This window comes from Mangrovactinospora gilvigrisea (genome assembly GCF_001879105.1).
GTDB classification, from domain to species: Bacteria; Actinomycetota; Actinomycetes; order Streptomycetales; family Streptomycetaceae; genus Mangrovactinospora; species Mangrovactinospora gilvigrisea.
Genome location: NZ_MLCF01000094.1, coordinates 1 through 24,021, shown reverse-complemented (window position 1 = coordinate 24,021; position 24,021 = coordinate 1). Strand labels below are relative to the sequence as shown.

Below are 24,021 nucleotides of genomic sequence, written 5' to 3'. Positions count from 1 at the left end.
CCGCCCCGCATAGGCTCACGCCGGAACATCCGACTTCTGGCAGGGACGGGCCGTGGGAGAACACCTCAAGCTCTGGTACGACGCCCCGGCGGATCCGGATCCGGCCGCCTGGGAGTCCGGCGCGCTGCCGGTGGGCGGCGGGGCGCTGGGGGCCATCCAGCTCGGCGGCGTCGCCGTGGACCGCCTGGCGATCGACGAGAAGACCCTGTGGACCGGCGGCCCGCACTCCCGCGAGGGCTACGACCACGGCATCCCCGGCGAGGACGAGGCCGGCGGGTACGCGGCGGCCCTCGCCGAGCTGCGCCGCCGGATCGCCGAGGACGGCGAGGCCGACCCGGAGCAGGCCGTCGCGCTGGCCGGCCGGCCGCGCACCGGCTACGGCTCCCACCAGGTGCTGGGCCATCTCGTCCCGGCATTCCCCGGGCACACCGCCGAACCGGGCAGCTACCGCCGCGAGTTGGACCTGGAGTCGGCGGTGGCCCGCGTCCGGTACGTGTCCGGCGGCGTCCGGTACGTCCGGGAGCTGTTCGCCTCGCATCCGGACGGCGTGCTGGCGCTGCGCGTCTCCGCGGATCGGGCGGGCGCGCTGGCGATGGAGCTGGACCTGCCGACGCCGGACAACCGGACGCGCGCGGCGGAGGCGTCCGGGACCGGGGCCTCCGGGACGGCAGCCTCCGGGACGGGCTCGATGGCGGTCTCCGGCGCGCTGCACGACAACGGGATGCGGTACGCCGCCGCGCTGCGGGTCGCCGTCGAGGGCCGGGACGGGGACGCGCGGCTGACGGCCCGTCCGGACGGCGGGCTGTCGATCGCCGGCGCGGACGCGGTGACGGTGCTGCTCGCCGCGGCGACGGACTTCGCGGGCGGCCCCGAGGACCCGGAGGTGGCCGCCGCCCGGACGGTGCAGGCCGCGGCGGAGCGCTCCTGGGTGGAGCTGCTGGAGCGTCATACATCCGACCATCGCGCGCTCTTCGACCGCGTCGGGCTCGACATCGGCCAGCACGCCGACGCCGAAGGCTACGGCGAAGGCTACGGCGACAGCACCGACGGCGAGGCCCCGGACCTTCCCACGGACCGGCTCCTCGCCGCGTACGGCACCCCCGGCAGCACGCCCGCCGCCGACCGCCGGCTGGAGGCGCTCTTCTTCCAGTACGGCCGCTACCTTCTGATCGCCTCGTCCCGGGCGGGCTCGCTGCCGGCCCACCTCCAGGGCGTCTGGAACGACACCACCGCCCCGCCCTGGGGCGCCGACTACCACACCAACATCAACCTGCAGATGTGCTACTGGCTCGCCGAGACGGCCAACCTGCGGGAGACGGTCCCGCCGCTGGTGGACTTCGTCGACGCGCTGCGCGAGCCGGGCCGCCTCGCCGCCCGCCGGATGCTCGGGGCGGAACGCGGCTGGGTGGTGCACAACGAGACCAACCCCTTCGGCTTCACCGGGGTCCACGACTGGGCGACGTCCTTCTGGTTCCCGGAGGGCGCGGCGTGGTGCGCGCTCCACCTGATGGAGCGCTGGCGCTTCGGCGGCGACGGCGACGCCGCCGACCTCGCCTTCCTCCGCGAGCGGGCCTGGCCGGTGCTGCGCGAGGCGGCGGAGTTCTGGCTGGAGGCGCTGGTCGCGGACCCGCGGGACGGGACGCTGGTGGCCAACCCCAGCTACTCCCCCGAGCACGGCGTCTTCACCGCGGGCGCGGCGATGGCGCAGCAGATCGTCGCCGAGCTGTTCGACTCCGTCTCGGAGGCGGCGGCGGTGCTCGGCCCGGTCGGCGAGGACGCCGCCGTGGTCGCGGAGGTGGCGAAGGCGCGGGAGCGGCTGGACCCGGGGCTGCGGATCGGCGACTGGGGCCAGCTGCGGGAGTGGAAGGAGGAGCGGGACGACCCGGAGGACCACCACCGGCACGTCTCCCAGCTCTTCGCGCTCCACCCGGGCCGCGCGGTGACGCCGGCGTCGACGCCGGAGCTGGCGGACGCGGCCCGCGCGACGCTGCGGGCCCGCGGGGACGGCGGGACGGGGTGGAGCAAGGCCTGGAAGATCAACTTCTGGGCGCGGCTGGAGGACGGCGACCACGCGCATCTGATGCTGCGGCAGCTGCTGCGGGAGAGCGTGCTGCCGAATCTCTGGGACACGCACCCGCCGTTCCAGCTGGACGGCAACCTGGGGGCGACGGCGGGGATCGCGGAGATGCTGCTCGCCAGCCACGAGGGGGAGCTGGTGCTGCTGCCGGCGCTGCCGTCGGCGTGGGCGCGGGCGGGGTCGGTGCGGGGGCTGCGGGCGCGGGGCGGTCTGGAGGTGGACCTCGCGTGGCGCGACGGCGTTCCGACGCGGGTCGTCCTCCGCGCCTCCCGCGGCGGGCGCGTCGCCGTACGGGGCGTCACCACCCTGGACGTCACCGCGGGCGAGAGCTACACCGTCCTCTGAGCGGGCCTGCCGGCCGGCAACCGCCGGCAGGCGCTACTCCGGAGGAGGCGGCGGCTTCGGCGCCCCCGCCGGCGGCGCCAGCTTGGCGTAGCTCCGGGACGGTCCCGCATCGTCCGCGGAGCTGGGCGGCACCGCCTCCGCCGTCAACCCGAGCGCGGCGTCGCGCCGGGCGCCCGGGTCCCAGCCCGTGTTCACCACCTTCACCTGCACCACGATCGCCCCCGCCAGCAGCACCAGCGCGATCACCAGGATGAGCACCACCCCCAGCCCCATCCCCGCCTTCGCCGAGTTCCCGATCAGCAGGCCCAGCCACCCGAAGTCCGCATCACCGAAGGTGGTGTTCGCGCTGCCGAACGCGCCCAGCACCTTCAGCAGCGCCGCCGGCAGGAACGTGATGATCAGGCCGTTGGTGAACGCCCCCAGCACCGCCCCCCGGCGCCCGCCCGTCGCGTTGCCGTAGACGCCCGCCGCGCCGCCGGTGAAGAAGTGCGGCACCAGGCCCGGCAGCACCAGCGCCCAGCCCCACCAGTGGCTGAAGAACGCCGCCTCCAGCCCGAGCCCGACCAGCCCGCCCGCGAAGCTGCTGATGAACCCGATGAGCACCGCGTTCTGCGCGTAGGGGAAGACGATCGGCGCGTCCAGCGCCGGCACCGCGCCCGGCACCACCCGCCGCGCGATGCCCTGGAACGCGGGGACCAGCTCGCCGAGGATCGTCCGGACGCCGAAGAGGATCACCGCGACCGCGACACCGAACTCCAGCCCCTGCATGATCGACTTCATGATGTAGTTGCCGACGTTCGTCGCCGCGCCCGCGCCGTCCACCGCGAAGGCCTGGAACGCCTTCGCCTTCCCGACCCGGGCGATGTAGAGGATCGCGACGACCACGTAGATCAGCAGCATCGACAGCGCCGTCGCCACCATCGAGTCGCGCAGGAAGCGCAGCCCCTCCGGCAGCCGCATCTCCTCCGTGCTGCGGCTCTTCCTGCCGACCAGCTGGCCGACCGCCCCGGAGGCGATGTACCCGGCCGTCCCGAAGTGGCCGATGGCGATGGTGTTGTCGCGGGTCACGCGTTTCGTCCAGGCGTGCGCGAAGGCCGGCATGGCGACCAGCATCACCGCCATCAGCACCGCGCCGACCACCACGACGACCCAGGACGAGTACCCGGCCGTGGCCAGCACCATCGTCAGCAGGGTCGCCATGAAGAGCATGTGGTGCCCGGTCAGGAAGACGTACCGGAGCGGCGTGAACCGGGCCAGCAGCAGGCCCAGCACGAAGCCGAGCACCATCAGCCAGGCGACCCGGGAGCCGAACTTGGCCTGGGCGATGCCGACGATCGCCTCGTTGGTGGGGATGACGCCGTGCGCGCCGGTCGCCCCGGTGATCATCACGCCCAGTGCGTTCAGCGACGCGGTGACGAGCGTGGCGCCCGCGCCGATCAGCAGGAAGCCCAGCGTCGCCTTGATCGCCGAGCCGATGACCTGGCCGGCCGAGCGCCGCAGCGCGATCTGGCCGACCGCGGTGATGATGCCGATGAGGTAGGCGGGCACCGCCAGAATCTCGTTGACGATGAACTTCACGATGGACATCAGCACATCCATGACGCGTCCCGCCTCCTCAGACGTCGTAGGTGTCGCGGAGGACGCGGTCGACCTCGTCCAGGCTGGTGAAATCCTTGATGATCTTCACGGGGACGCCGACGTCGCCGATGTTCCGGCCGATCTCGCCGGATGTGAAGATCGCGACGGCCTCCTTGGCCTTGCCGCGCGCCGAGAGGCTGTCCGTCGCCTCGACGGTGATGTACGGGCTCCACTTCCAGCGGTCCAGAACCTGCTCCAGGGTGTTCTTCAGGAAGAGGCTGGTGCCGAGCCCGTTGCCGCAGACCGTGAGGATCTTCTGGTTCGCCGCGCCGACCGCGCCGACCGCGCCGCCCGACGGCGCGGAAGCCGCCGAATCCGAGGAGCCGTCCGCCGCCGCCGGCGCGAACTCGCCCTTCCCGGCCAGCAGCGCGTGCACGGTCGCCGCGTTCGGCGCCTCGCGCAGCGCCTGCGACCTGTCGGGGTCGGCGAGCAGCCGGGCCAGCGCGCCCATCGCCCGGGTGTGCGCCGCCGAGTCCTTCGCCGCCAGCGCCACCACCAGGTTCACCGGGTCGTTGTCGGCGTGCCCGAACTCCACCGGATGGGCCAGCCGCACCCAGGACATCCCGGTGCGCAGCACCGCCGGCGACGGCCGGGCGTGCGCCAAGGCGAACCCGGGCGCCACCACGATGTAGGGGCCCTGCTCCTCGACCGTGCGGATCATCTCGGCGGTGTACTCGGGCGTGGCGGTGCCGGTCCCGGTCAGCAGCTCCCCGGCCGCCTCGATCGCGTTCCGCCAGGTCTCGGCGGTCACGTCGAGCCGGATCGCCTCGACCGGGACCAGCTCGCTCAGGCTCGTCATAGGGCCGACCCTCACACGGATCTGACGCCCCGGCAGCTCCGCGCGCCCCGGGGTGCGGCAGACGGCTGACGGCCGTCCGCGGTACAGGAGTCACCCGGACGCACCCCTCCGGCGCACCGCCGACGGGCCTCCGGCGGGCCGCGGCGCGACCCTGGCGGCATGCGCATCTCCCTCTGCACCGCCACCGACCTCCACGGCTGCCTCGCGCTCAACCGGCTGCTGCCGGGGCTGCTCGGCCACGACCTCCAGGTGCTGCTCGACGGGACGCGCCCGCCGGGCGGCGACGGCGACGTCCCCGAACTGGCGCGCCTGAGCAGCTTCGAGCGGGAGCACTTCGCGGACCTCGACGAGGTCTTCGGCGAGGAGCCCGCCGGACGGCTGCTGACCTTCCGTCAACTGGCGGCCCGCCACCGGCTGCCCCTCCACACGGTGGAGGGCGAGGAGTCGCTGCGGCTGCTGGACGGGTTCCGGCCCGACCTGATCGTCGCGCTGCGCTTCCCGGCGCACGGCCTGCCCGCGGCCCCGCTGGGCGTCCTCGACGTCCACCCGGGCGAGCTGCCGCGGTTCGACGGGCCGCTGGCGCCGTTCTGGGCGCTGGCGGAGCGGCGTCCGGTGATCGGCTGCACGGTGCGCCGGATCGCCCCGGACGGCGCCGCGGGGGCCGTGCTGGCCGAGCGCAGGCTGCGGGTCCGGCCCGGGCGCTCGCTGGCCTGGCACATCGCCCAGACGTATCCGCTGGGGGTGACGGCGCTGCTGGAGCACCTGCCGGCGCCCGCGCCGGGCGGGCGCCGCGAGGGGCCGGCGGCCGCCGCCGACCCCGAGGGCGGCCTCGGGCGCCGCTACGACGCGGCGCCGAACGCCGAGGAGGTGCGGGCGTTCCTGCGCACCGGGCGCGAGATCGTCGCGGCGGCGGACTTCGACGACCTCTACGGCCCGTTCCTCGGCGCCGGCCGGACGGCCCCCGATCCCGCCCCCGAGCGGGAGCGGGAGCGCAGGCGGGTGGAACGGCCCGTCAGGCGTCCCACTCCAGCGCAACGCTGACGGGCAGGTGGTCGGACGGCCACTGGCCGTCCTCCCCGCGGATCTCGCCGAGCACGGCGCGGCGCGCGGTGAGCGGGCCGCGGTGCAGGATCCAGTCGATCCGGTCGCCGCCGGGCACCGGCTCGTCCCAGCCGGTGAAGGTGCCGGTCTTGGGCTCGGCGGAGTTGGCCTCCAGCCAGGCGTCGCGCAGCCCGGCGCGCGCGGTGAGGGCGCGGTAGGCGTCGCTGGTGGGGGCCGGGGCGTTGAAGTCGCCGCAGACCACGACGGCCTCGGGGAGGCCGGGGCGGTTGAGGCGGGCGGCGATCAGCTCGGCGCCCCAGACGCGGGCCCGCTCGGAGGACTCGTCGAGGTGGGTGTCGAGGACGAGCACCTCCGCGGCGGTGGCGCGGTCGCGCAGCCGCGCCCAGGTGGCCATCCGGCAGTTGCCGTGGTTGCCCCACGAGGGGGTGCGGGAGCCGACCGCCTCGGGGGTGTCGGAGAGCCAGAAGTGGTCGAAGGCGACGGGCTCGAAGCGGGCGCCGTCGAAGAGGATGCCGCACCACTCGCCGGTGCTGCCGCCGTCGCGGCCGGTGCCGAGGTACTGCCACTGGCTGCCGAGGTCCTCGGCGAGGTGGCGGATCTGGTGGTAGTGGCCCTCCTGGGTGGCCACGACGTCCGGCGCGAGCGCCGTCAGCTGACGGCGCACAAGGGGCCGGCGCACGCCGTCCCACGGGGCGGAGTTCGGGTCCGGGAACTTCAGGTTGTAGGTGACGACGTTCAGGTTCAACGGGCTGCCTTTCGGGTGGCGGTCCGCGCGGTGCCGTGTTCGCCGCCCCTTCGCCCGGGCGCCCCGCCCGAACCGCGCTCGGCGCGGCCCGCGCGGAGAGCGCGGAGAACGCGGAGAACGCGGAGAACGCGGAGGGCCGGGGACGCGGTGCTTGCCGCGTCCCCGGCGGCTGCCGCCGGGGCAGTCGCCGCCCTGGCCCCCGCCCCCACCCGTCCCTCACGGGCGGGCGGGGGCAGGGCCGGTCGAGTGTCGCGGCGGGGCGGCGAACCGGGACCGCCTCGGACGGTTACGCGCGCGCGAAGCGCAGGGTGACGATCTGGAACGGACGCAGGCTCAGCTTCACGGAGCCGTCGGCCTCGGCCGAGACGCCGCGGCCGTCGGACCACGGGCGCTCCAGCAGGTCCGTCTCCGCCGCCGACGCCGACGCGAAGCCGGGTGCCACCGACGCCTCGGCCCGCGCGCCGCGCGACTCGTAGAGCCGCACCACCACGTCGCCCGACCCGTCGTCGGCCAGCTTCAGCGCCTCGACGACGACCGCGTCGTTGTCGACCGACACCAGCGGCGCCACCGCCGCGTCGCCCGGGACGCTCCGCTCCGGCAGGTTGATGCCGTAGCCCTCGCGCACCGCGTCGCCGATCTCCGCGCCCGGCACCAGCGCGAACCGCAGCGTGTGCCGGTCCTCGTCGGTGTGCGGGTCGGGGAACCGGGGCGCGCGCAGCAGGGAGAGCCGCACCGTGGTGGTGATGCCCCCGTCGCCGCCGTCCGCCTCGTCGCGGCGCGAGCGCGTCACGTCGTGGCCGTACGTCGAGTCGTTGACGACCGCGACGCCGTAGCCCGGCTCGGCGACCTGGATCCAGCGGTGCGCGCAGATCTCGAACTTGGCCGCCTCCCACGAGGTGTTGGTGTGGGTGGCGCGGTGCAGGTGGCCGAACTGCGTCTCGGACGTCGACCGGTCGGCCTGGACGTCGAGCTGGAAGGCCGCCTTGAGGATGGTCTCCCGCTCGTGCCAGTCCACGTCGGTGTCGATGTCGAGGCGGTGCGAGCCCGCGGCCAGCACCAGCCGCTGGCGGACCGTCGAGTCGCCGAACTTCCGGACGACCTCGACCGCGTCGCCGCCGGCGGCCGCCACCGACTCCGCGTCCACCAGGTCGGTGACCGTGTTGCGGTAGAAGTGGTCGACGTCCCAGGCGTCCCAGTTGTTCGGCAGGTCCGGGTGGATCTGCAGCAGGTTGGCGTAGCCGCCGGGCGCCACCGCGTCCCGCCCGCTCGCCGCGTCCACCGCGGAGGTGACCAGGCCACGGCCGTCGACGGCGACCCGCACCAGGCCGTTGTCGAGGACGAACCCGCCCCCGGCCTGCTCGGTGACCGCCGTGGCCTGCTCGCCGCCGGGCGCGACCCGCGCGCCCAGCGCGGCGATCCCGCCGCGGCCGTGCGGGGCGGCGTTGAAGACCACCCGGCTGCCGGACCCGGCGTCGCCGGCGAGCGCCGCCTGGGCGTCCCCGATGATCTGCTCCAGCTCGGCGTAGACCTCCTGGTAGGTGGCCCGCGCCTCGCGGTTGACCCAGGCGATCGAGGAGCCCGGCAGGATGTCGTGGAACTGGTGCAGCAGCACCGTCTTCCAGATCCGGTCCAGCTGCTCGTACGGGTAGGCGTAGCCGTCCGACCCGTTGACGACCGCGGTGGCCGCCCACAGCTCGGCCTCGCGCAGCAGGTGCTCGCTCTTGCGGTTGCCCTGCTTGATCTTGGCGTTGGAGGTGTAGGTGCCGCGGTGCAGCTCCAGGTAGAGCTCGCCCACCCAGACCGGCGCGCCGGGGTAGTCGGCGAGCGCCTTGGCGAAGAACTCGGACGGCTTCTCCACCTCGACGCGCGGCGAGCCCTCCAGGTTCGCCAACCGCTTGGCGCGGGCCAGGTGCTCGCGGGTGGGGCCGCCGCCGCCGTCGCCGTAGCCGAACGGCACCAGGGAGCGGTGGGCCGCGCCCTTGTCCTGGAAGTTGCGCTCGGCGTGCGCCATCTCCCGCCCGGAGAACTCCGAGTTGTAGGTGTCGACCGGCGGGAAGTGGGTGAAGACCCGGGTGCCGTCGATGCCCTCCCACCAGAAGGTGTGGTGCGGGAACTTGTTGAACTGGCTCCAGGAGATCTTCTGGGTGAGGAAGAACGTGGAGTTGGAGAGCTTCACCAGCTGCGGCAGGGCCGCGGAGTAGCCGAACGAGTCGGGCAGCCAGACCTCGTCGGTCTCGATGCCGAACTCCTCCAGGAAGAACTTCTTGCCGTGCACGAACTGCCGGGCCATCGCCTCGGAGCCGGGCATGTTGGTGTCGGACTCCACCCACATGCCGCCGACCGGCACGAACTGCCCGGCGGCCACCTTCTCCTTGACGCGGGCGTAGACCTCGGGGCGGTGCTCCTTGATCCAGGCGAGCTGCTGGGCCTGGGACATCGCGAAGACGAACTCCGGGTCCCGGTCCATCAGGTCGGTGACGTTGGAGGCGGTGCGCGCCACCTTGCGGACCGTCTCGCGCAGCGGCCACAGCCAGGCGGAGTCGATGTGGGCGTGCCCGACGCCGCTGAGCCTGTGCGCGGAGGCGTTCGCCGGGGCGGCCAGCGCCGGGGCGAGGATCGCGCGGGCCTCGGGGGCGGCGGCGTTGACGTCGCGGCTGTGGTCGAGGACGTCCAGCGCGCGCTCCAGGGTGCGCAGGATCTCCCAGCGGCGCGGGCCCTCCACCGGCAGCTCCAGCATCAGCTGCAGCAGCACCTCGAAGTCCTGGGCCAGCTCCCACACCTCGGTGTCGAGGACGGCCAGCTCCATGCGGCCCAGGTTGTAGATGGGGTCGTCGCCGGCGGTGTCCCAGTCGCCCTTGTCGGTGACGGGGCCGTCGATGGACGGGTTGGAGGCGGCCTCCAGGTGCAGGAGGACCTCCTCGCCGCCCTTGGCCTCGTCGCTGATCCGCACCCAGGTGGTCTCCGGGTTCAGCGACTTGACGGGGCTTCCGTCCGGCCGGTAGACGAGCGCCTCGGCCTGGAAGCCGGGGCCGGGGCCGCGGAAGCCGATGTTGAGCACGGCCTCGACGGTGCGGCCGGACCACTCCGGCGGGACGGTGCCGCGCACCCGGAACCACTCGGTGCCCCAGGGGCGGCCCCAGGCCTCGCCGGTGGCGATCGGGCGGTAGTCGGCGTCGGCGAGGGCGAGGCCCTCGGAGACGGGCACGGGCTCGCCGGGAGCGTGCCACGCCTCCACCTCGAGCGCCGCGGTGAGCGGGTGGATCGCGGGCTTGATGCGCTCCCGCAGAGCCCGGCCCAGCCGGATCTCTACGAGGGACCGATCGTCGTGCATGGCTTCGGGTACTCCCCAGGTGCGGCCGACAGGATCCCGAATATCTAACTCTTGGTGATTTTCCCCGTCAAGGGTGAATCCCGGGTCTGTACGGGTTGTTTAACAGCAGGTCGTGTTCCTGTTCGCCAAGAAGTTCCTTAACATCGGGCCCCGCGGATGGGCTACCCTCCCGGCATGCCCGCCTCCGCGCCGCCGCCCCTGGACGCCTCCGACCGCGACGAACTGCGGCGCCGCGCCGACCCGGACGGGCCGGACGCGGCCGGCCCCGCCGCGGTGCGCGCCCGCATCGTGCTGCTCGCCGCCGAGGGGATGCCCGCGGTGCGGATCGCCGAGGAGCTCGGCGTCACCCGGCAGACCGCCGCGCACTGGGCCGGCCGCTACCGGGCCGGCGGCCTCGCCGCCCTCGACGACCGGCCGCGCAGCGGACGCCCCCGCAGCCTGCCGGCGCCCTCCCCCAACCAGTCCGCGGTGATCGAGGCGATCCGGCTCGCCGGCGAGCTGGGCCGCGTGGAGATCGCCGAACGCACCGGCCTCACCCCGCAGTCGGTCTCCCGCATCGTCCGCCGCCTGATCGACGACGGCCTCGTCCTGGAGACCCGCCCCGCCCCCTCCGCCGCCACCGGCGCGGGCAAGCCGCGCACCCCGCTGCGGCTCCGCCCGGACGCCGGCCGCGCCCTCGGCCTGCACATCGACCCGGACCTGCTCACCGCCGTCGTCACCGACCTGGAGGGCCGGGTGCTGCGCCGCAGCCACCGGGCCGTCTCCCGCCGGCAGCCGTCCGCCGAGCTGGTGGAGACGCTCGCCGCGGAGGCCCGCGCGCTGCTGGAGGCCTCCGACCCCGGACCGGTCCTCGGCGCCGGCATCGCCGTCCCCGGGCCCGTCGACCCGTCCGCCGGGGTGGTGCTCGACCCGCCGCTGATGCGCACCTGGCGGGACGTCCCGATCCGCCGGCTGCTCACCGAGCGGCTGGGCCTGCCGGTGGTGATGGAGAAGGACGCCACCGCGGCCACCATCGGCGAGCACTGGATCGGCAAGGGGGCGCGGGACGCCGACTTCGCCTACCTCTACCTGGGCGCGGGCGTCGGCGCGGGCCTCTTCCTCGGCGGCGACGTGCACCGCGGACTCACCGCCAACGCGGGCGAGTTCGGCCGCCTCGTCCCCGACAGCGACAGCGACCTGCCCCGCCCCCGCCAGCTCGCCCGCGGCGCGCTGGCGCTGGTCGACCTCCTCGACCTGGACCTGGTGGTCCTCGGCGGCCCCGCGCTCCAGCACGGCTACGCGGACTACCTCGCGGAGGTCGACCGCACCCTCAACACCCAGGCGGTGGCCCGCCGGATCCGCCCCGTCCGCGTCGAGCGCTCGGTCGTCGAGACGGAGGCGGCCGCGGTCGGCGCCGCCTCCACCGTCTTCCACGCCGCCTTCGCCCCGAGGTCGCGGAGAGCGCCCCGCACGGGGCGCGGGGACCCGCGCGAGTGACCAGAACCCAGCCGTGACCCGGGCTACAACCCGATGTCCCGCGCCCTGACATCCGCAAGCGTCTCCCGCCGCACCAGCAGCCGCGACCGACCGCACCCCACCGCCACCACCGGCGGCCGGCCCACCAGGTTCTGCACCGACGCCATCGACAGGTGGTACGCCCCCGCCACCGGCACCGCCAGCAGGTCCCCGGGATGCAGGTCCGCCGGCAGCGGCACGTCCTCCGCGAGCACGTCCCCCGCCTCGCAGAGCCGTCCCACCACGGTCGTCGGCCGGTCCTCCGTGCGGGACGCCCGGCCCACCAGCCGGGGCGCGTACCGCACCCCGTACAGCGCGGGGCGCGGGTTGTCGCACATCCCGCCGTCCACCGCCGCGAAGACCGTGCCCGCCGTCTGCTTCACCGACAGCACCCGGTAGACCGCGACGCCCGCCGGCCCGGTGATCGCCCGGCCCGGCTCCAGCAGCAGCCGCGGCACCGGCAGCCGGGCCGCCGCGCACGCCTCCTCCAGCTCGGCGCGGAGCCGCCGCGCCAGCCCGGGGACGTCCAGCGCCGCCTCGCCCGGCCGGTAGGGCACCGCGTGCCCGCCGCCCAGGTCCAGCTCGGGCAGCAGCACGCCGTGGCTCTCGCGGATCCGGGCGAGCAGCCCCACCATCCGCCGAACCGCCGTCAGATAGGGCCGCACATCGGCGATCTGGGAGCCGAGGTGGCAGTGCAGCCCGGTGAGCCGCAGCCGCGGCTGGTCGAGGATCCGGGCGATGGCGTGCTGGGCGTAGCCGTCGCCCGTCGACATGCCGAACTTCTGGTCCTCGGTGCCGGTGCGGATCGCGTCGTGCGCGCCGGCGGCGACGCCCGGCACCACCCGGACCATCACGTCCTGCCGCTGCCCGGGGGCGACCGCCGCGGCGAGCCGGGCGATCTCGGAGGGGCTGTCGATGACGATCCGCCCGACGCCCAGCCGCAGCGCGGTGTCGATGTCGCGGGGCGACTTGGCGTTGCCGTGCAGCACGATCCGCTCGGCGGGAAAGCCGGTGGCGACGGCGAGTTCGAGCTCGCCGGCGGAGCAGACGTCGAGGCCGAGGCCCTCCTCCTCGACCCAGTGGGCGAGCGCCCGGCACAGGAACGCCTTGGCGGCGTAGTGGATGCCGGCGTCGGGGAAGGCCGCGCGGTAGGCGCGGCAGCGGGTGCGGACCTCCTCCTCGTCGAGCAGGTAGACGGGGGTGTCGTAGCGGTCGGCGAGCTCACCGAGCGGGACGCCGCCGACGGCGAGGTCGCCGCCGGGGAGCCGGGTGGTGGACGCCGGCCAGACGGCGAGCTGGGCGGCGGCGTCGCCGTCGACGGGGGGAGCCGGGTGCAGGGTCGTCATGATCAGGCCACCGCCTTCAGGACGGGCGCGGCGGCCGCGGGGCGGCCGCCGACGGGACGGGCCGTCAGCCGCGGGTCGAGGACGAGCGCGGTGACGCCGAGGGGCTCGACGAGCGCGCGGAGCGCGGACTCGGCGAGGGGGATCCACCGCTGGTCGCCGCCGAGGGCGTCGGCGAGCCGGCGGGGGGAGGTGAAGGCGGCCGCGGCGCGGGCGCCGAGCGGGGTGCGGAAGAGTCTGAGGACGCTCCCCCGGGGTCCCGGCCGGACGGGGACGCACAGCATGCGCCCGGCACCCCCGACCGGGAGGCGATCCGAAGGCTCGGGGTCCTCGTCGATCAACACCTGGGTCATCCGGTACTCCTTGCGCTTCGCGCTTCCTGCCTGCGTGGTCTGGATGGGCCCCGGTCGCGGGGAGGCTCTCCGGGGCCGCCGAGACCCACTGTTCCCCGCCCCGCGGCGCCTCCCCCCACCGGTTACGCGATCTTGACGCCGGTCCTCCCGATGCTTCCGGCCCCCTGACGGCGGCCCCTCACTCCGGCGCGGGACGGTCCACCGGAGTGGAGTAGACGACGCTGGTGCGGACCCGTCCGAGCGTCCCGATCCGCCCCACCAGCGACTCCAGATCGGCCATCGACCGGGCCCGCACCTTGAGCACGAAGCAGTCCTCGCCGGTGACATGGTGGGCCTCCACCACCTCCGGCACGACAGCCATCAGGTCGTGGAACGGCTTGTAGTGGGACGTCGGGTAGGCGAGCCGGACGATCGCCAGCACGGGCCGGCCGAGCCGCTCCGGGTCGACGCGGGCGCCGTAGCCGGTGATCACCCCGGTCTCCTCCAGCCGGCGGACGCGCTCGGTGACGGCGCTGGGGGACATCGAGACGGCCCGCGCCAGCTCGGCGTAGCCGGCGCGGCCGTTCTCCTGGAGGAGGGCCAGCAGCCGGCGGTCGACGGCGTCGAGGGCGGGCACCGGGGAATCCATGCTCATGACGTGATGGTTCCGGGGTTTCCCCGGCCGGTCAACCTCGATGCCGGGGATCGCCCCTGCCCTCCGCGGCCGTCCCGGCCCTAGCCTTTCAGCCATGACCGCAACCGTGAACTCCCAGGCCAGCAGGGCGATGACGATCCCCCCGGCGTCCCCCGCCGACGCCGCCGCGCACTTCGCCGCCCGCCTCGCGCTCTACACCGACGTCTCGGACGTCGCCGCCGCGCTCGCCGACGGAACCGTGGATTTCACGCTCGTCGACACCCGCGGCGACGCCGCCTGGCAGCAGGCGCACATCGACGGCGCCGTGCACATCCCCTCCGCCGAGCTGGCCGCCGCCGATCTCGACCCGTCCCGCCCGGTGGTCGTGCACTGCTGGGGCCCCGGCTGCGACGGCGCCGCCAAGGCCGCGCTGGCGCTGGCGCTGCGCGGCTTCCGCGTCAAGGAGATGGTCGGAGGCATCGAGTACTGGATCCGCGAGGGCTTCCCGGTCCGGACGCCCGGGGGCGTCCGCGCCGACCGCCCCGACCCGCTCACCGCGCCGACCGACCCGGCGGTCGGCTGCGCCTGCTGAGCAGGGAAGACGACCGGCAGGGGCACAAAGATCCGATCATTTCAGGACCCCCTCTGGTCTCCGTGGCCCCCGATGTGATGTGCTCGGACGCACGCATCGAGTAGGAGGGCATCACCTTGTCCGAAGCAGCGTCCGAAGCCACGTCAGAAACCGCGCCCGGCACGGCGGCCGCCACCGAGCCCGCGGCGTCCGAGAAGCTCGTCGCCATCGTCACCGGCGGCGCCTCCGGGATCGGGGCCGCCGCCGCGGCCGCGCTGGCCGAGCGGGGGGTCGTGGTCTGCGCGCTCGACCTCAACCCGGAGGCCGCGGTCGCGCCCGCGCACGGCTTCGCCTGCGACGTCACCGACGACACCTCGGTGCAGCACGCCGTCAACGCCGTCGTCACCCGGTTCGGCCGCCTCGACATCGTCGTCAACAACGCCGGGATCGGGGCCCAGGGCGACATCGCCGGCAACAAGGACGACGAGTGGCACCGGGTGCTGGACGTCAACGTCGTCGGCATGGCCCGCGTCACCCGCGCCGCCCTGCCGCACCTGCGCAAGTCCCCCTCCGCGGCGATCGTCAACACCTGCTCCATCGCCGCCTGGGCCGGGCTGCCGCAGCGCGCCCTCTACTCCGCCTCCAAGGGCGCCGTCTACGCCCTCACCCTGGCGATGGCCGCCGACCACGTCGCCGAGGGCATCCGCGTCAACGCCGTGGCGCCCGGCACCGTCGACACCCCCTGGGTGGGCCGGCTGCTCGACTCCGCGCCCGACCCGGCCGCCGAGCGCGCCGCCCTCGCCGCCCGCCAGCCCACCGGCCGGCTGGTGCAGCCCGAGGAGGTCGGCGAGGCCGTCGCCTACCTGGCCACCCCCGCCTCCTCCGCGACCACCGGCAGCATCCTCCCGGTGGACGGCGGGATGTACGGGCTGCGCGTGCGCCCCGCGGGGCAACCGAAGTGACGGCCCCTCGGACCGCCCTGCCCACCGCGCGCCTCGGCGGCAGCGCGGTGGAGGTCACCCGTCTCGGCATGGGCACCGCCCCGCTCGGCAACCTCTACACCGAGGTCCCCGACGAGCAGGCCCGCGCCGCCCTGGACACCGCCTGGAAGCTCGGCGTCCGCTACTTCGACACCGCCCCGCACTACGGCCTCGGCCTCGCCGAGCGCCGGCTGGGCGGGGCGCTGGCCGAGCACACCGAGGGGGCGGTGGTCTCCACCAAGGTCGGCCGGCTGCTGGAGCCCTGGCCGGCCGGCGCCGACGTCCCGCCGGACGACCTCGCCGACGGCTTCGCGGTGCCCGCCACCGCCCGCCGGGTCTTCGACTACTCCCGGGACGGCGTCCGCCGCTCCGTCGAGGAGTCGCTGCGCCGCCTCGGCCGCGACCGCATCGACCTGGCCCTCGTCCACGACCCCGACGACCACATGGACGAGGCGCTCGCCACCGCCTTCCCGGCGCTCGCCGAGCTGCGCGACGAGGGCGTCGTCGGCGCCATCGGCACCGGCATGAACGACGCCGCCAAGCTCGCCCGCCTCGTCGAGGGGGCGGACATCGACGCGGTGCTCTGCGCCGGCCGCTACACGCTGCTGGAGCAGGGCGCCCTCGACGCGCTGCTGCCGGCCTGCGAGCGCCGCGGCACGTCCGTGGTGATCGGCGGCGTCTACAACTCCGGGCTGCTGGCCTCCCCCGAGCCGCCCGCCGACGCCACCTACAACTACGCCGCCGCCCCGCCCGAACTGCTGGAGCGGGCCCGGCGGATCGCCGCGGTCTGCGCCGCGCACGGGGTGACGCTGCCGCAGGCGGCGGTCCAGTTCGTGCAGGGGCACCCGGCCGTCGCCGCGGTGCTCGTCGGGGTGCGCAGCGCCGCCGAGGCGGAGGCCGCGGCCGACGCCTTCGCCGCCCGCGTCCCCGCCGCGCTCTGGGCGCAGCTGCGCGAGCAGGGCCTGATCCGCGAAGACGCCCCGCCGCCCGGACCCGAGCAGGAGTGACCGTGATGCGCATCGACGCCCACCACCACGTCTGGGACCTGGACGTCCGCGACCAGGACTGGATCCGCGGCCCGAGGATGGCGCCGATCCGGCGCGGCTTCTCCGCCGCCGATCTGGCCCCGCTCGCCGCCGTGGCCGGCGTCGGGGCCACCGTCGTCGTCCAGACGGTCGCCGACCCCGACGAGACCCCGGAGCTGATCGCCCTCGCCGAGCGCGACCCGCTGGTCGCCGCCGCCGTCGGCTGGACCGACCTCACCGCCCCCGACGTCGCCGACCGCCTCGCCGCGCTTCGGGCGCTGCCCGGCGGCCGGCGGCTGCGCGCCATCCGGCACGGGGTGCAGGGCGAGGCCGACGCCGACTGGCTGGTCCGCCCGGACGTGCTGCGCGGCCTGCGCGCGGTGGCCGGCGCCGGCCTCGGCTACGACCTGCTGCTGCTCCCCCGGCACCTGCCCGGCGCGGCCCGCGCCGCCGCCGAGGTGCCCGAACTGACCTTTGTCCTGGACCACTGCGCCAAGCCGCCGATCGCCTCCGGCGAGGTCGAGCCCTGGGCGGCGGACCTGCGGGCACTGGCCGCGCGACCGAACGTCGCCTGCAAGCTCTCCGGACTGGTGACCGAGGCCGACTGGGAGAAGTGGACGGTCGACGGCCTCCGCGTCTACACCGAGATCGTGCTGGACGCCTTCGGCCCGGACCGGGTGATGTTCGGATCCGACTGGCCGGTGTGCACACTGGCGGCGAGCTATGCGCAGGTCGCCGAGGCCGCGGAACAGCTCACCGAGCACCTCTCCCCGGCCGAGCGGGAGCGGGTGCGGGGCGGCACCGCCGCCGAGTACTACCGACTGGAAGGGCTGCTGAACTGAGATGAGCGCCGCGAACCCGAAGCGCTATGCGCAGATCATCCGGCTGCGGCCGGAGGCCGAGGCCGAGTACCGCCGGATCCACCAGGAGGTGTGGCCGGAGGTGCTGGCGATGATCGAGAAGTGCCACATGCGCAACTACTCGATCTTCCTGCGGGACGGCCTGCTCTTCGCCTACTACGAGTACGTCGGCACCGACCACGACGCCGACATGGCGCGGATGGCCGAGGACCCGCACACCCAGCGCTGGTGGAAGATCACCGACCCGATGCAGGCCAAGGTCGAGTCGGCGGGCGAGGACGAGTGGTGGGGCCGGGCCGACGAGGTGTTTCACACGGACTGACCACCTGTCAATGGCGGACGCCTCCCCCGCGGGTTCCGGGCAGCACCCGGTACCTGCGGGCCAGTCCCTCGTCCCTGAGGCGTAGCCGGCGCCGCGCGTTCCCCTGAACCGTCCCCCAAGGCTCGCCGCCCGGCCTGTTCCGGCCCGGACCGGCAAGTATTGTGGTCCGCGGTTCACAACCGGACAGCTGACGGCGACGCGACAGCGTGACACGAACAGAGGGCGAAGTGAAGGCGGCCGCGGGCGGTATAAGGGCAGCGGTGGGCTCGTGGGCGGCCCGCAGGTTCATGGCGCGAGTAGCGAAGAAGGGGCTCAACCTCTCCAGGCTCCCGGAGTACGCGCTGGTCGCGGTGCGCCGGGACGGCATGGACCCGGTCCCCGGACTCGGCAAGGTGCGGGAGCGGGAGCCGGTGCGCAAGCTGCCGCTGCCGTTCAGCAGCGGCGTGTGGATGATCACCGGGTACGAGGCCGCGCGCCAGGTACTGGGCGACGGCGCCGCGTTCAGCAACGAGTTCTCCAAGGTGACCAGCGGCACCGGCGTCAGCGCCGAGAAGACGCCGGGCGGCCTCGGGATGGTCGATCCGCCGATCCACACCCGCCGGCGCAAGCTGCTCACCCCCGAGTTCACCATGCGGCGGCTGGCCCGGCTCACCCCGCTCATCCACGACATCGTGCAGGGCTGCCTGGACGAGATGGAGCGCAAGGCCGCGGCCGGCGAGCCCGTCGACCTGGTCGAGGACTTCGCGCTGCCCATCCCCTCGCTGGTCATCTGCGAGCTGCTGGGCGTCCCCTACGCGGACCGCGCCGAGTTCCAGAAGTTCAGCGCCTCCCGCTTCGACATCGAGAACGGCACCAACGCCTCCTTCGGCGCCATCTCGACGTCGCTGGAGTATCTGCACGGCATCATCAAGCAGCAGCGCAAGGAGCCCGGCGACGGGCTGCTCGGCGCGCTCATCACCGAGCACGGCGACGACCTCGACGACGAGGAGCTGGCCGGCCTCGCCGACGGCCTGCTCACCGGCGGCTTCGAGACGACCGCGAGCATGCTGGCGCTCGGCACGCTGCTGCTGATGCGCGACCCGGAGTACGCGTCGCGGCTGCGCGACGACGAGGGCGGCGAGTTCGCCGAGCGGTTCGTGGAGGAGGCACTGCGCTATCTGACGGTGGTGCAGGTGGCGTTCCCGCGGATCGCCAAGGACGACATCGTGATCAACGGCCAGGAGATCCACAAGGGCGACATCGTGGTGGTCTCGCTGAGCGGCGCCGACCGCGACGCGTCGCTCTCCCCGGACGGCTCCGACATGGACGTCTTCGACCCGGACCGGGTCGCCGCGGCGAGCCACCTGGCCTTCGGCCACGGGATGCACCGGTGCATCGGCGCGGAGCTGGCGAAGATGGAGCTGCGCGCGGCCTACCCGATGCTGGTCCGGAGGTTCCCGCGGCTCCGGGTCGCGGGCGACCCGGAGAAGCTGGAGTTCCGCCGGCTGTCGATCGTCTACGGGCTGAAGTCGCTGCCGGTGAAGGTCGATTAGGTGCGGCGGACCACCCGGAGCAGGTAGACCTTGCGGTTCAGGGGGTTGTGGTCGGTGCGGGGGCGGCTCGGGGGCCGGCCGGCCACGGGCCACCAGGCCACCCGGCCGCCGTCGAGTCCGGTCTCCAGGACGCCCTCGCCGCGGGTGAGGCCCGGGAGCGCGCGCTCCAGCCGCTCGATGCCCGCCACCGGCACCTCGCCCTCGACGGCCGTGCGCCGGCCGCGCTGCTCCGGCGGCTCCGGCACCGCCCGCGCCTTCACCAGCGCGGCCAGCACCGGGCCGTAGGCGTCCGCCGGCAGGTCGACGCGGAAGCGGCGGACGGGCTCGTGGACGGCCGTCCCCGCCCGCCGCAGCGCGTCCATCAGCACCAGCGGCACCAGGTTGCGGAAGTCCCCGGCCGTCGAGGACATCGACTTGTCGAACGTCCCGTGGGCATGGCTCTGCCGCGCCCAGTAGCCGGAGCGGGTCAGCGTCACCGTGCAGTCGTCCACCTTCCAGCCGTGCAGGCCCTGCTCCAGCACCGCCGGCACGGTCTGCTCGATCGCCGCCATGAACGCCGAGGGCAGCGAGCCCAGTTCGACGCCGAGCCGGAAGCGGACGCCCGAGCCGGGCGGCCCCGGCTCCACCCGGAGGCCGACGGTGGCCAGGAACGGGTTGGACGGCGTCCCGATGACCTCCTCGGCCGCCCCGCTGCCGGTGAGGTACTCGCGGTGCACCACGGTGGTGCCGCGGAACTCCGCGTCCACGCCGAACTCCTCGGCGAGCGTCGCCTGGATCACCTCCTTCTGCACCTCGCCGTAGAGGGAGAGGTACAGCTCGTTGCGGAGGTCGTCCTGGCGGAGGTCGATCAGCGGGTCCTGCTCGGCGAGCTGGGCGAGGGCGGTGTGCAGCGCCCCCTTGCGGGAGCGGTCGGCGGCCAGCACGGCGGTCTCCAGCGTCGGCGGCGGGAAGTGCTGGACAGCCCTGCGGCCCGGCGGGAGGCCGCCCAGCACGTCCCCGATCCGGGCCTCCCCCAGCCCGCCCAGCAGCGCGATCCGGCCGGCCGGGACGGCGTCCCGGCGCACCGCGCCGCCGTCCTCGAAGACCCGGATCGACGTCACCGTCCCGAGCTCGGTGCGGTCGCGCAGGCGCAGCGTCCCGCCGAAGAGCCGGGCGTAGGCGAGGCGTTCGCCGGACGGGCCTCGCTCCACCTTGAAGACGGCCGCGGAGAGCGGCCCGTCCGGGTCGGGCGGCCCGGGGACGAGCAGCGCGCGGATACCGGCGGCGAGGCCGGCGACGCCGGCGCCGGTGGCGGCGGAACCCTGCCAGGCGGGGTGGAGCAGCCCGCGGCGGGTGCGGTCGGCGAGGGCGGCGCGGTGACGTGGCGTCAGCAGGCCCGGTCGGTCGAGGTAGTCGGGCAGGAAGGCGTCGTCCTGCTCGGCGAGCGCCTCCAGCAGCTCCTCCGGCCGCCGCGGCGCGCCGTCCGCGCCCATCGGGACGACGGCGGCGCCGAGGCGCTCGCGGATCTCCTCCCGCACCCGCGCCGGATCGGCGCCGCGGCGGTCGGTCTTGTTGACGAAGAGCAGGGTGGGGATGCCGAGCCGGGCGAGCGTGCGGTGCAGCACCAGGGTCTGCGCCTGGACGCCCTCCACCGCGGAGACGACGAGGACGGCGCCGTCCAGCACGCCGAGGACGCGCTCCACCTCGGCGATGAAGTCGGGGTGGCCGGGGGTGTCGATGAGGTTGACGACGGCGCCGCCGAGCCGGAAGGAGACCACCGCGGACTTGATGGTGATGCCGCGGCGCCGCTCCAGCTCCAGGGAGTCGGTGCGGGTGGTGCCGGCGTCCACGCGGCCGAGGGTGTCGATGACCCCGGCGTGCAGCAGCAGACGCTCCGTCAGGCTGGTCTTACCGGCGTCGACATGGGCGAGGATGCCCAGGTTCAGGGTGCGGGGCAGCGAAGCCACGAAGAGGGGTGTCCTTCGAGAAGGGGGTCGGGGTCACGTGGGTGCACGCCTGTACCCGCACGGTGACCAGCCTCCTCGGTCGGGGTTCTCGACTCGGACGGTCAGCAGTCCAGCAGAGGCCGCGGCGGGGCGGCAACTGCTTTTCCTCGTCAACTTCGGGTTGACGATCCCTTCATCGTCAACCTAAGGTTGTCGCATGACGGAGAAGCAGGAACATTCCGAATCCCCCGAACTCCCCGTGCGCCTCGACGACTTGATCGGGCACGTCCGCGCGGTCCATCCGGACGGCGACGCGCTGATCCACCTGGAGGACGCCGTCCAGCTGGCCGCCAGCCTCGGCGAGCTCTCCGACCACCTGGTGGGCCACTTCGTCGACCAGGCCCGCCGCGGCGGCGCGTCCTGGACGGAGATCGGCTCCCACATGGGCGTCACCAAGCAGGCGGCCCAGAAGCGGTTCGTCGAGAAGGCGACGGCCGGCCTCACGGAGAACGGCGTCACCATGGAGCGGTTCACCGCGCGGGCGCGGGTGGTGGTGGAGAAGGCCGCCGAGGCGGCCCGCGCCACCGGATTCCCCGCGGTGCGGTCCGAGCACATCCTGCTCGGCCTGCTGGAGGAGCCGCAGGGGCTCGCCGCGGTGGCGATCCAGGGCGCGGGCGCCGACCTCGAGGACCTGCGCGCCGCGGCGCGCGCCGCGCTGGAGGAGGCCGACCACGACGACCTCGCCGCGGGCGCGTTCCCCCGCGTCCTGACGCTGACGCTCCGCCAGGCGCTGATGCTGGGCCACAACTACATCGGCACCGAGCACATCCTGCTGGCCCTCTTCGACGACCCCGGCAACCCGGTCACCGCCCTCCTCACCACCCAGGGCGCCGCCCCCGAAACCGTCCGCGCCGGCATCGCCGAACTCCTCCGCGGCTACACCAAGAAGTAGCCCCGCAAGGGGCGCGGGGACCTGCGCGAGCAACCACACCCCCGCCGCCACCCGCACCGCGCCCCACGCCGGGGGCGGGAGGCAATGCCGCACATGCGGCCCCGCCGCGGACGCGTCCCGCAAAGGGGCGCGGGGAACCGCGCGAGCAACCACACCCCCGCCGCCACCCGCCCCCGCGCCCCACGCCGGGGGCGGGAGGCAATGCCGCACATGCAGCCCCGCCGCGGACGCGTCCCGCAAAGGGGCGCGGGGAACCGCGCGAGCAACCACACCCCCGCCGCCACCCGCCCCGCGCCCCGGCCCCACGCACACCACGCGCCCCCACGCCGCCGCAGGCTACGCGCGCAGCACCTCCGGCCCCTCCGCGGCAATCGTCGCGGCGAGTTCGTCCTCGACCCCCGTGTCCGTCACCACCGCGTCGACCTCGTCGAGCGTCGCGTAGCGGACAAAGCTGCTGCGGCCCATCCGCGCCGACGTCACCGCGACCACCCGCCGCCGCGCGCCCAGCAGCATCGCCCGCTTCACCGCGGCCTCCTCCGGGACCGTCGTCGTCGCCCCCGCCTCCACCGACACCCCGTTCGCGGCCACCACCGCCAGCTCCGCGCGCAGCCCCTCCAGCCGGGCCCGCGTCCACTCGTCCACCGCGCCCTCGGTGATCGGCCGGACCCGCCCCGGCAGCGCGAACACCGTCAACCGCGGGTCCGCGGCGAGCACCGGCACCGCCGGCAGGTTGTTGGTGACCACCGTCAGCCGCCGCTCCGCCGGCAGCTGCCGCACCAGCGCCGCCGCGATCGCGAACCCCAGCGAGCCGGTGTCCAGGAAGACCGCGCCGTCCTCCGGCATCAGCTCCACCACCCGGCCCGCGATCCGCCGCTTCTCCGCGGCGTAGGTGAGCCGCCGCTGGGCCAGCGTCAGCTCGAACGGCGCGCGGTGCACCAGCACCGCCCCGCCGCGCACCCGGCGCAGCACGCCCTGCCGCTCCAGCGCGGCGAGGTCGCGGCGGACCGTCTCGCTGGTGACGTCCAGCACCGCGCACATCTCGCCGATGGTCACGCGACCCTGCTCGTGCACACGCCGAGTGATCTCGAACTGACGCTCCGCGGGGTACATGGCTCCATCGTGACATGCGGCGCACACCCCCTGACATGCGGGCGAATGCGAGAATGGCCCGGTGAGCGACCCGACCACCCCCGCCCAGCGCGCCCGACTGGACGCGATCACCGCGCGCCTCCAGGAGGCCGGCCGCGTCGAGGTCGCCGAGATCGCCGCCCGGCTCGGCGTCGCCGTCGAGACCGTCCGCCGCGATCTGCGCAGGCTGGAGCAGGAGGGCAAGCTGCGCCGCACCCGCGGCGGCGCGCTGCCGGCCGCCCCGCCCCCGTCCGCCGCGTCCGCGCCGTCCGCCGCCGAGGACGGCGGCCCGCTGGCCGCCCTCGCCGCCGCCGCGCTGCCGCTGCTGCCCGAGACCGGCGGCAGCGTGCTGCTGGACGCCGGCGGCCCGGTGGACGCGCTGGCCGCCGCGCTCCCCGGGCACGCCTCCGGCCGCGAACTCCTGGTGGCCACCGCCTCGGTGACCGCCGCGGCGGCGCTCTCCCGGTATCCGTCCCTCGCCGTCTACAACCTGGGCGGCATGGTGCGGCCCGGGTCGTCCGCGCAGCTCGGCGAGTGGGCGCGGCAGGAGCTGGCCCGGCTCCGCTTCGACATCGCGTTCCTGGCGCCGGGCGGCGTCGACCCCGAGGCCGGCCTCACCGACCCCTCCGCCGAGCGGGCCGCGCTCCACGAGGCGATGCTCGCCTCCGCCCGGCGGGTGGTGGTGCTGGCCCCGGCCGGCGCGCTGGGACGGGCCGGCTTCGCGCGCTTCGCCGCGCTGGAGGCCGCCCACGAGGTGATCGTCCCGGCCGACGTCCCGGCCCCGCTCGCCGCCGCGCTGGCCGCCGCCGGGCCGGCGGTGCGGCGTGCCGCGCCCCACCCGCCCGCGGACGGGGGCCTCGCACCGCCGGACCCGGCAGTGCGATGATCGTCCCCATGACGGACGGCAGCACCCCTCCCCCTTCCTC

At 75.0% G+C, this 24,021-nt stretch carries 20 protein-coding genes; 11 read left to right on the top strand and 9 right to left on the bottom strand.

Annotation, left to right across the window (positions count from 1 at the left end; all coding sequences use genetic code 11):
* Window positions 1-52 precede the first annotated feature (52 nt).
* Window positions 53-2,422: a glycoside hydrolase family 95 protein gene (locus BIV57_RS16650; protein WP_071657611.1), complete on the top strand. Its 2,370-nt coding sequence runs from the start codon at window positions 53-55 to the stop codon at window positions 2,420-2,422.
* Between the two features lie 33 nt (window positions 2,423-2,455).
* Here the strand turns inward: BIV57_RS16650 and BIV57_RS16645 are convergent, their stop codons facing one another.
* Window positions 2,456-4,021 (bottom strand): PTS ascorbate transporter subunit IIC, encoded by a 1,566-nt coding sequence (locus BIV57_RS16645; RefSeq protein ID WP_071657610.1) that lies wholly within the window; start codon window positions 4,019-4,021, stop codon window positions 2,456-2,458.
* 16 nt (window positions 4,022-4,037) lie between these two features.
* Window positions 4,038-4,859 (bottom strand): PTS sugar transporter subunit IIAB, encoded by an 822-nt coding sequence (locus BIV57_RS16640; protein WP_071657609.1) that lies wholly within the window; start codon window positions 4,857-4,859, stop codon window positions 4,038-4,040.
* Between the two features lie 159 nt (window positions 4,860-5,018).
* Here BIV57_RS16640 and BIV57_RS16635 point away from each other — a divergent pair, with 159 nt between their 5' ends.
* Window positions 5,019-5,900: a formyl transferase gene (locus BIV57_RS16635; RefSeq protein ID WP_071657608.1), complete on the top strand. Its 882-nt coding sequence runs from the start codon at window positions 5,019-5,021 to the stop codon at window positions 5,898-5,900.
* Here the strand turns inward: BIV57_RS16635 and BIV57_RS16630 are convergent.
* Together BIV57_RS16630 and BIV57_RS16625 are read right to left on the bottom strand one after the other, a co-directional pair.
* Window positions 5,872-6,666: an endonuclease/exonuclease/phosphatase family protein gene (locus tag BIV57_RS16630; protein WP_071657607.1), complete on the bottom strand. Its 795-nt coding sequence runs from the start codon at window positions 6,664-6,666 to the stop codon at window positions 5,872-5,874. The two genes, BIV57_RS16635 and BIV57_RS16630, sit on opposite strands and share 29 nt — an antisense overlap.
* Before the next feature lie 286 nt (window positions 6,667-6,952).
* Complete coding sequence (locus BIV57_RS16625; RefSeq protein ID WP_071657606.1) at window positions 6,953-9,997, bottom strand: alpha-mannosidase; 3,045 nt, start codon at window positions 9,995-9,997, stop codon at window positions 6,953-6,955.
* A gap of 174 nt (window positions 9,998-10,171) precedes the next feature.
* Between BIV57_RS16625 and BIV57_RS16620 the strand changes: the two genes are divergently transcribed.
* The gene (locus BIV57_RS16620) at window positions 10,172-11,473 is read left to right on the top strand and encodes an ROK family protein (protein ID WP_175548779.1); all 1,302 of its coding nucleotides are present in this window, start codon (window positions 10,172-10,174) and stop codon (window positions 11,471-11,473) included.
* Between the two features lie 23 nt (window positions 11,474-11,496).
* On the opposite strand, the gene lysA is transcribed toward BIV57_RS16620, so the two are convergent.
* The 3 genes from lysA to BIV57_RS16605 all read right to left on the bottom strand — a co-directional run bounded on the left by lysA (window position 11,497) and on the right by BIV57_RS16605 (window position 13,821).
* Window positions 11,497-12,837: a diaminopimelate decarboxylase gene (gene lysA, locus BIV57_RS16615; RefSeq protein ID WP_071657605.1), complete on the bottom strand. Its 1,341-nt coding sequence runs from the start codon at window positions 12,835-12,837 to the stop codon at window positions 11,497-11,499.
* A 2-nt stretch (window positions 12,838-12,839) separates the two neighbouring features.
* Window positions 12,840-13,187, bottom strand: coding sequence for an SAV_915 family protein (locus BIV57_RS16610; protein WP_071657604.1), 348 nt, complete (start codon window positions 13,185-13,187; stop codon window positions 12,840-12,842).
* A gap of 178 nt (window positions 13,188-13,365) precedes the next feature.
* Complete coding sequence (locus BIV57_RS16605; protein ID WP_071657603.1) at window positions 13,366-13,821, bottom strand: Lrp/AsnC family transcriptional regulator; 456 nt, start codon at window positions 13,819-13,821, stop codon at window positions 13,366-13,368.
* Between the two features lie 94 nt (window positions 13,822-13,915).
* Between BIV57_RS16605 and BIV57_RS16600 the strand changes: the two genes are divergently transcribed.
* The 6 genes from BIV57_RS16600 (at window position 13,916) to BIV57_RS16575 (ending at window position 19,090) form a co-directional block, all read left to right on the top strand.
* Window positions 13,916-14,392, top strand: a complete 477-nt coding sequence (locus BIV57_RS16600) for a rhodanese-like domain-containing protein (RefSeq protein WP_245797737.1) — start codon at window positions 13,916-13,918, stop codon at window positions 14,390-14,392.
* Window positions 14,393-14,598: 206 nt separating this feature from the next.
* Entirely contained in the window at window positions 14,599-15,333 is a 735-nt protein-coding gene (locus tag BIV57_RS16595; protein ID WP_071657622.1) for an SDR family NAD(P)-dependent oxidoreductase, read from the top strand.
* A 68-nt stretch (window positions 15,334-15,401) separates the two neighbouring features.
* Window positions 15,402-16,358, top strand: coding sequence for an aldo/keto reductase (locus BIV57_RS16590; protein ID WP_071657621.1), 957 nt, complete (start codon window positions 15,402-15,404; stop codon window positions 16,356-16,358).
* 5 nt (window positions 16,359-16,363) lie between these two features.
* Entirely contained in the window at window positions 16,364-17,218 is an 855-nt protein-coding gene (locus BIV57_RS16585; protein WP_071657620.1) for an amidohydrolase family protein, read from the top strand.
* 1 nt (window position 17,219) lies between these two features.
* On the top strand, window positions 17,220-17,558 hold the full coding sequence (locus BIV57_RS16580) for an L-rhamnose mutarotase (protein ID WP_071657601.1): 339 nt from the start codon (window positions 17,220-17,222) through the stop codon (window positions 17,556-17,558).
* A 287-nt stretch (window positions 17,559-17,845) separates the two neighbouring features.
* Window positions 17,846-19,090: a cytochrome P450 gene (locus BIV57_RS16575; protein WP_071657600.1), complete on the top strand. Its 1,245-nt coding sequence runs from the start codon at window positions 17,846-17,848 to the stop codon at window positions 19,088-19,090.
* Here the strand turns inward: BIV57_RS16575 and BIV57_RS16570 are convergent.
* Window positions 19,087-21,036: a GTP-binding protein gene (locus BIV57_RS16570; RefSeq protein WP_419185724.1), complete on the bottom strand. Its 1,950-nt coding sequence runs from the start codon at window positions 21,034-21,036 to the stop codon at window positions 19,087-19,089. The genes BIV57_RS16575 and BIV57_RS16570 overlap by 4 nt on opposite strands.
* A gap of 196 nt (window positions 21,037-21,232) precedes the next feature.
* On the opposite strand from BIV57_RS16570, the gene BIV57_RS16565 reads away from it, so the two are divergent.
* On the top strand, window positions 21,233-21,967 hold the full coding sequence (locus tag BIV57_RS16565; protein WP_071657599.1) for a Clp protease N-terminal domain-containing protein: 735 nt from the start codon (window positions 21,233-21,235) through the stop codon (window positions 21,965-21,967).
* A gap of 336 nt (window positions 21,968-22,303) precedes the next feature.
* On the opposite strand, the gene BIV57_RS16560 is transcribed toward BIV57_RS16565, so the two are convergent.
* On the bottom strand, window positions 22,304-23,077 hold the full coding sequence (locus BIV57_RS16560; RefSeq protein WP_071657598.1) for a DeoR/GlpR family DNA-binding transcription regulator: 774 nt from the start codon (window positions 23,075-23,077) through the stop codon (window positions 22,304-22,306).
* A gap of 61 nt (window positions 23,078-23,138) precedes the next feature.
* Between BIV57_RS16560 and BIV57_RS16555 the strand changes: the two genes are divergently transcribed.
* Window positions 23,139-23,981, top strand: coding sequence for a DeoR/GlpR family DNA-binding transcription regulator (locus tag BIV57_RS16555; protein WP_079170390.1), 843 nt, complete (start codon window positions 23,139-23,141; stop codon window positions 23,979-23,981).
* Window positions 23,982-24,021: the final 40 nt, after the last annotated feature.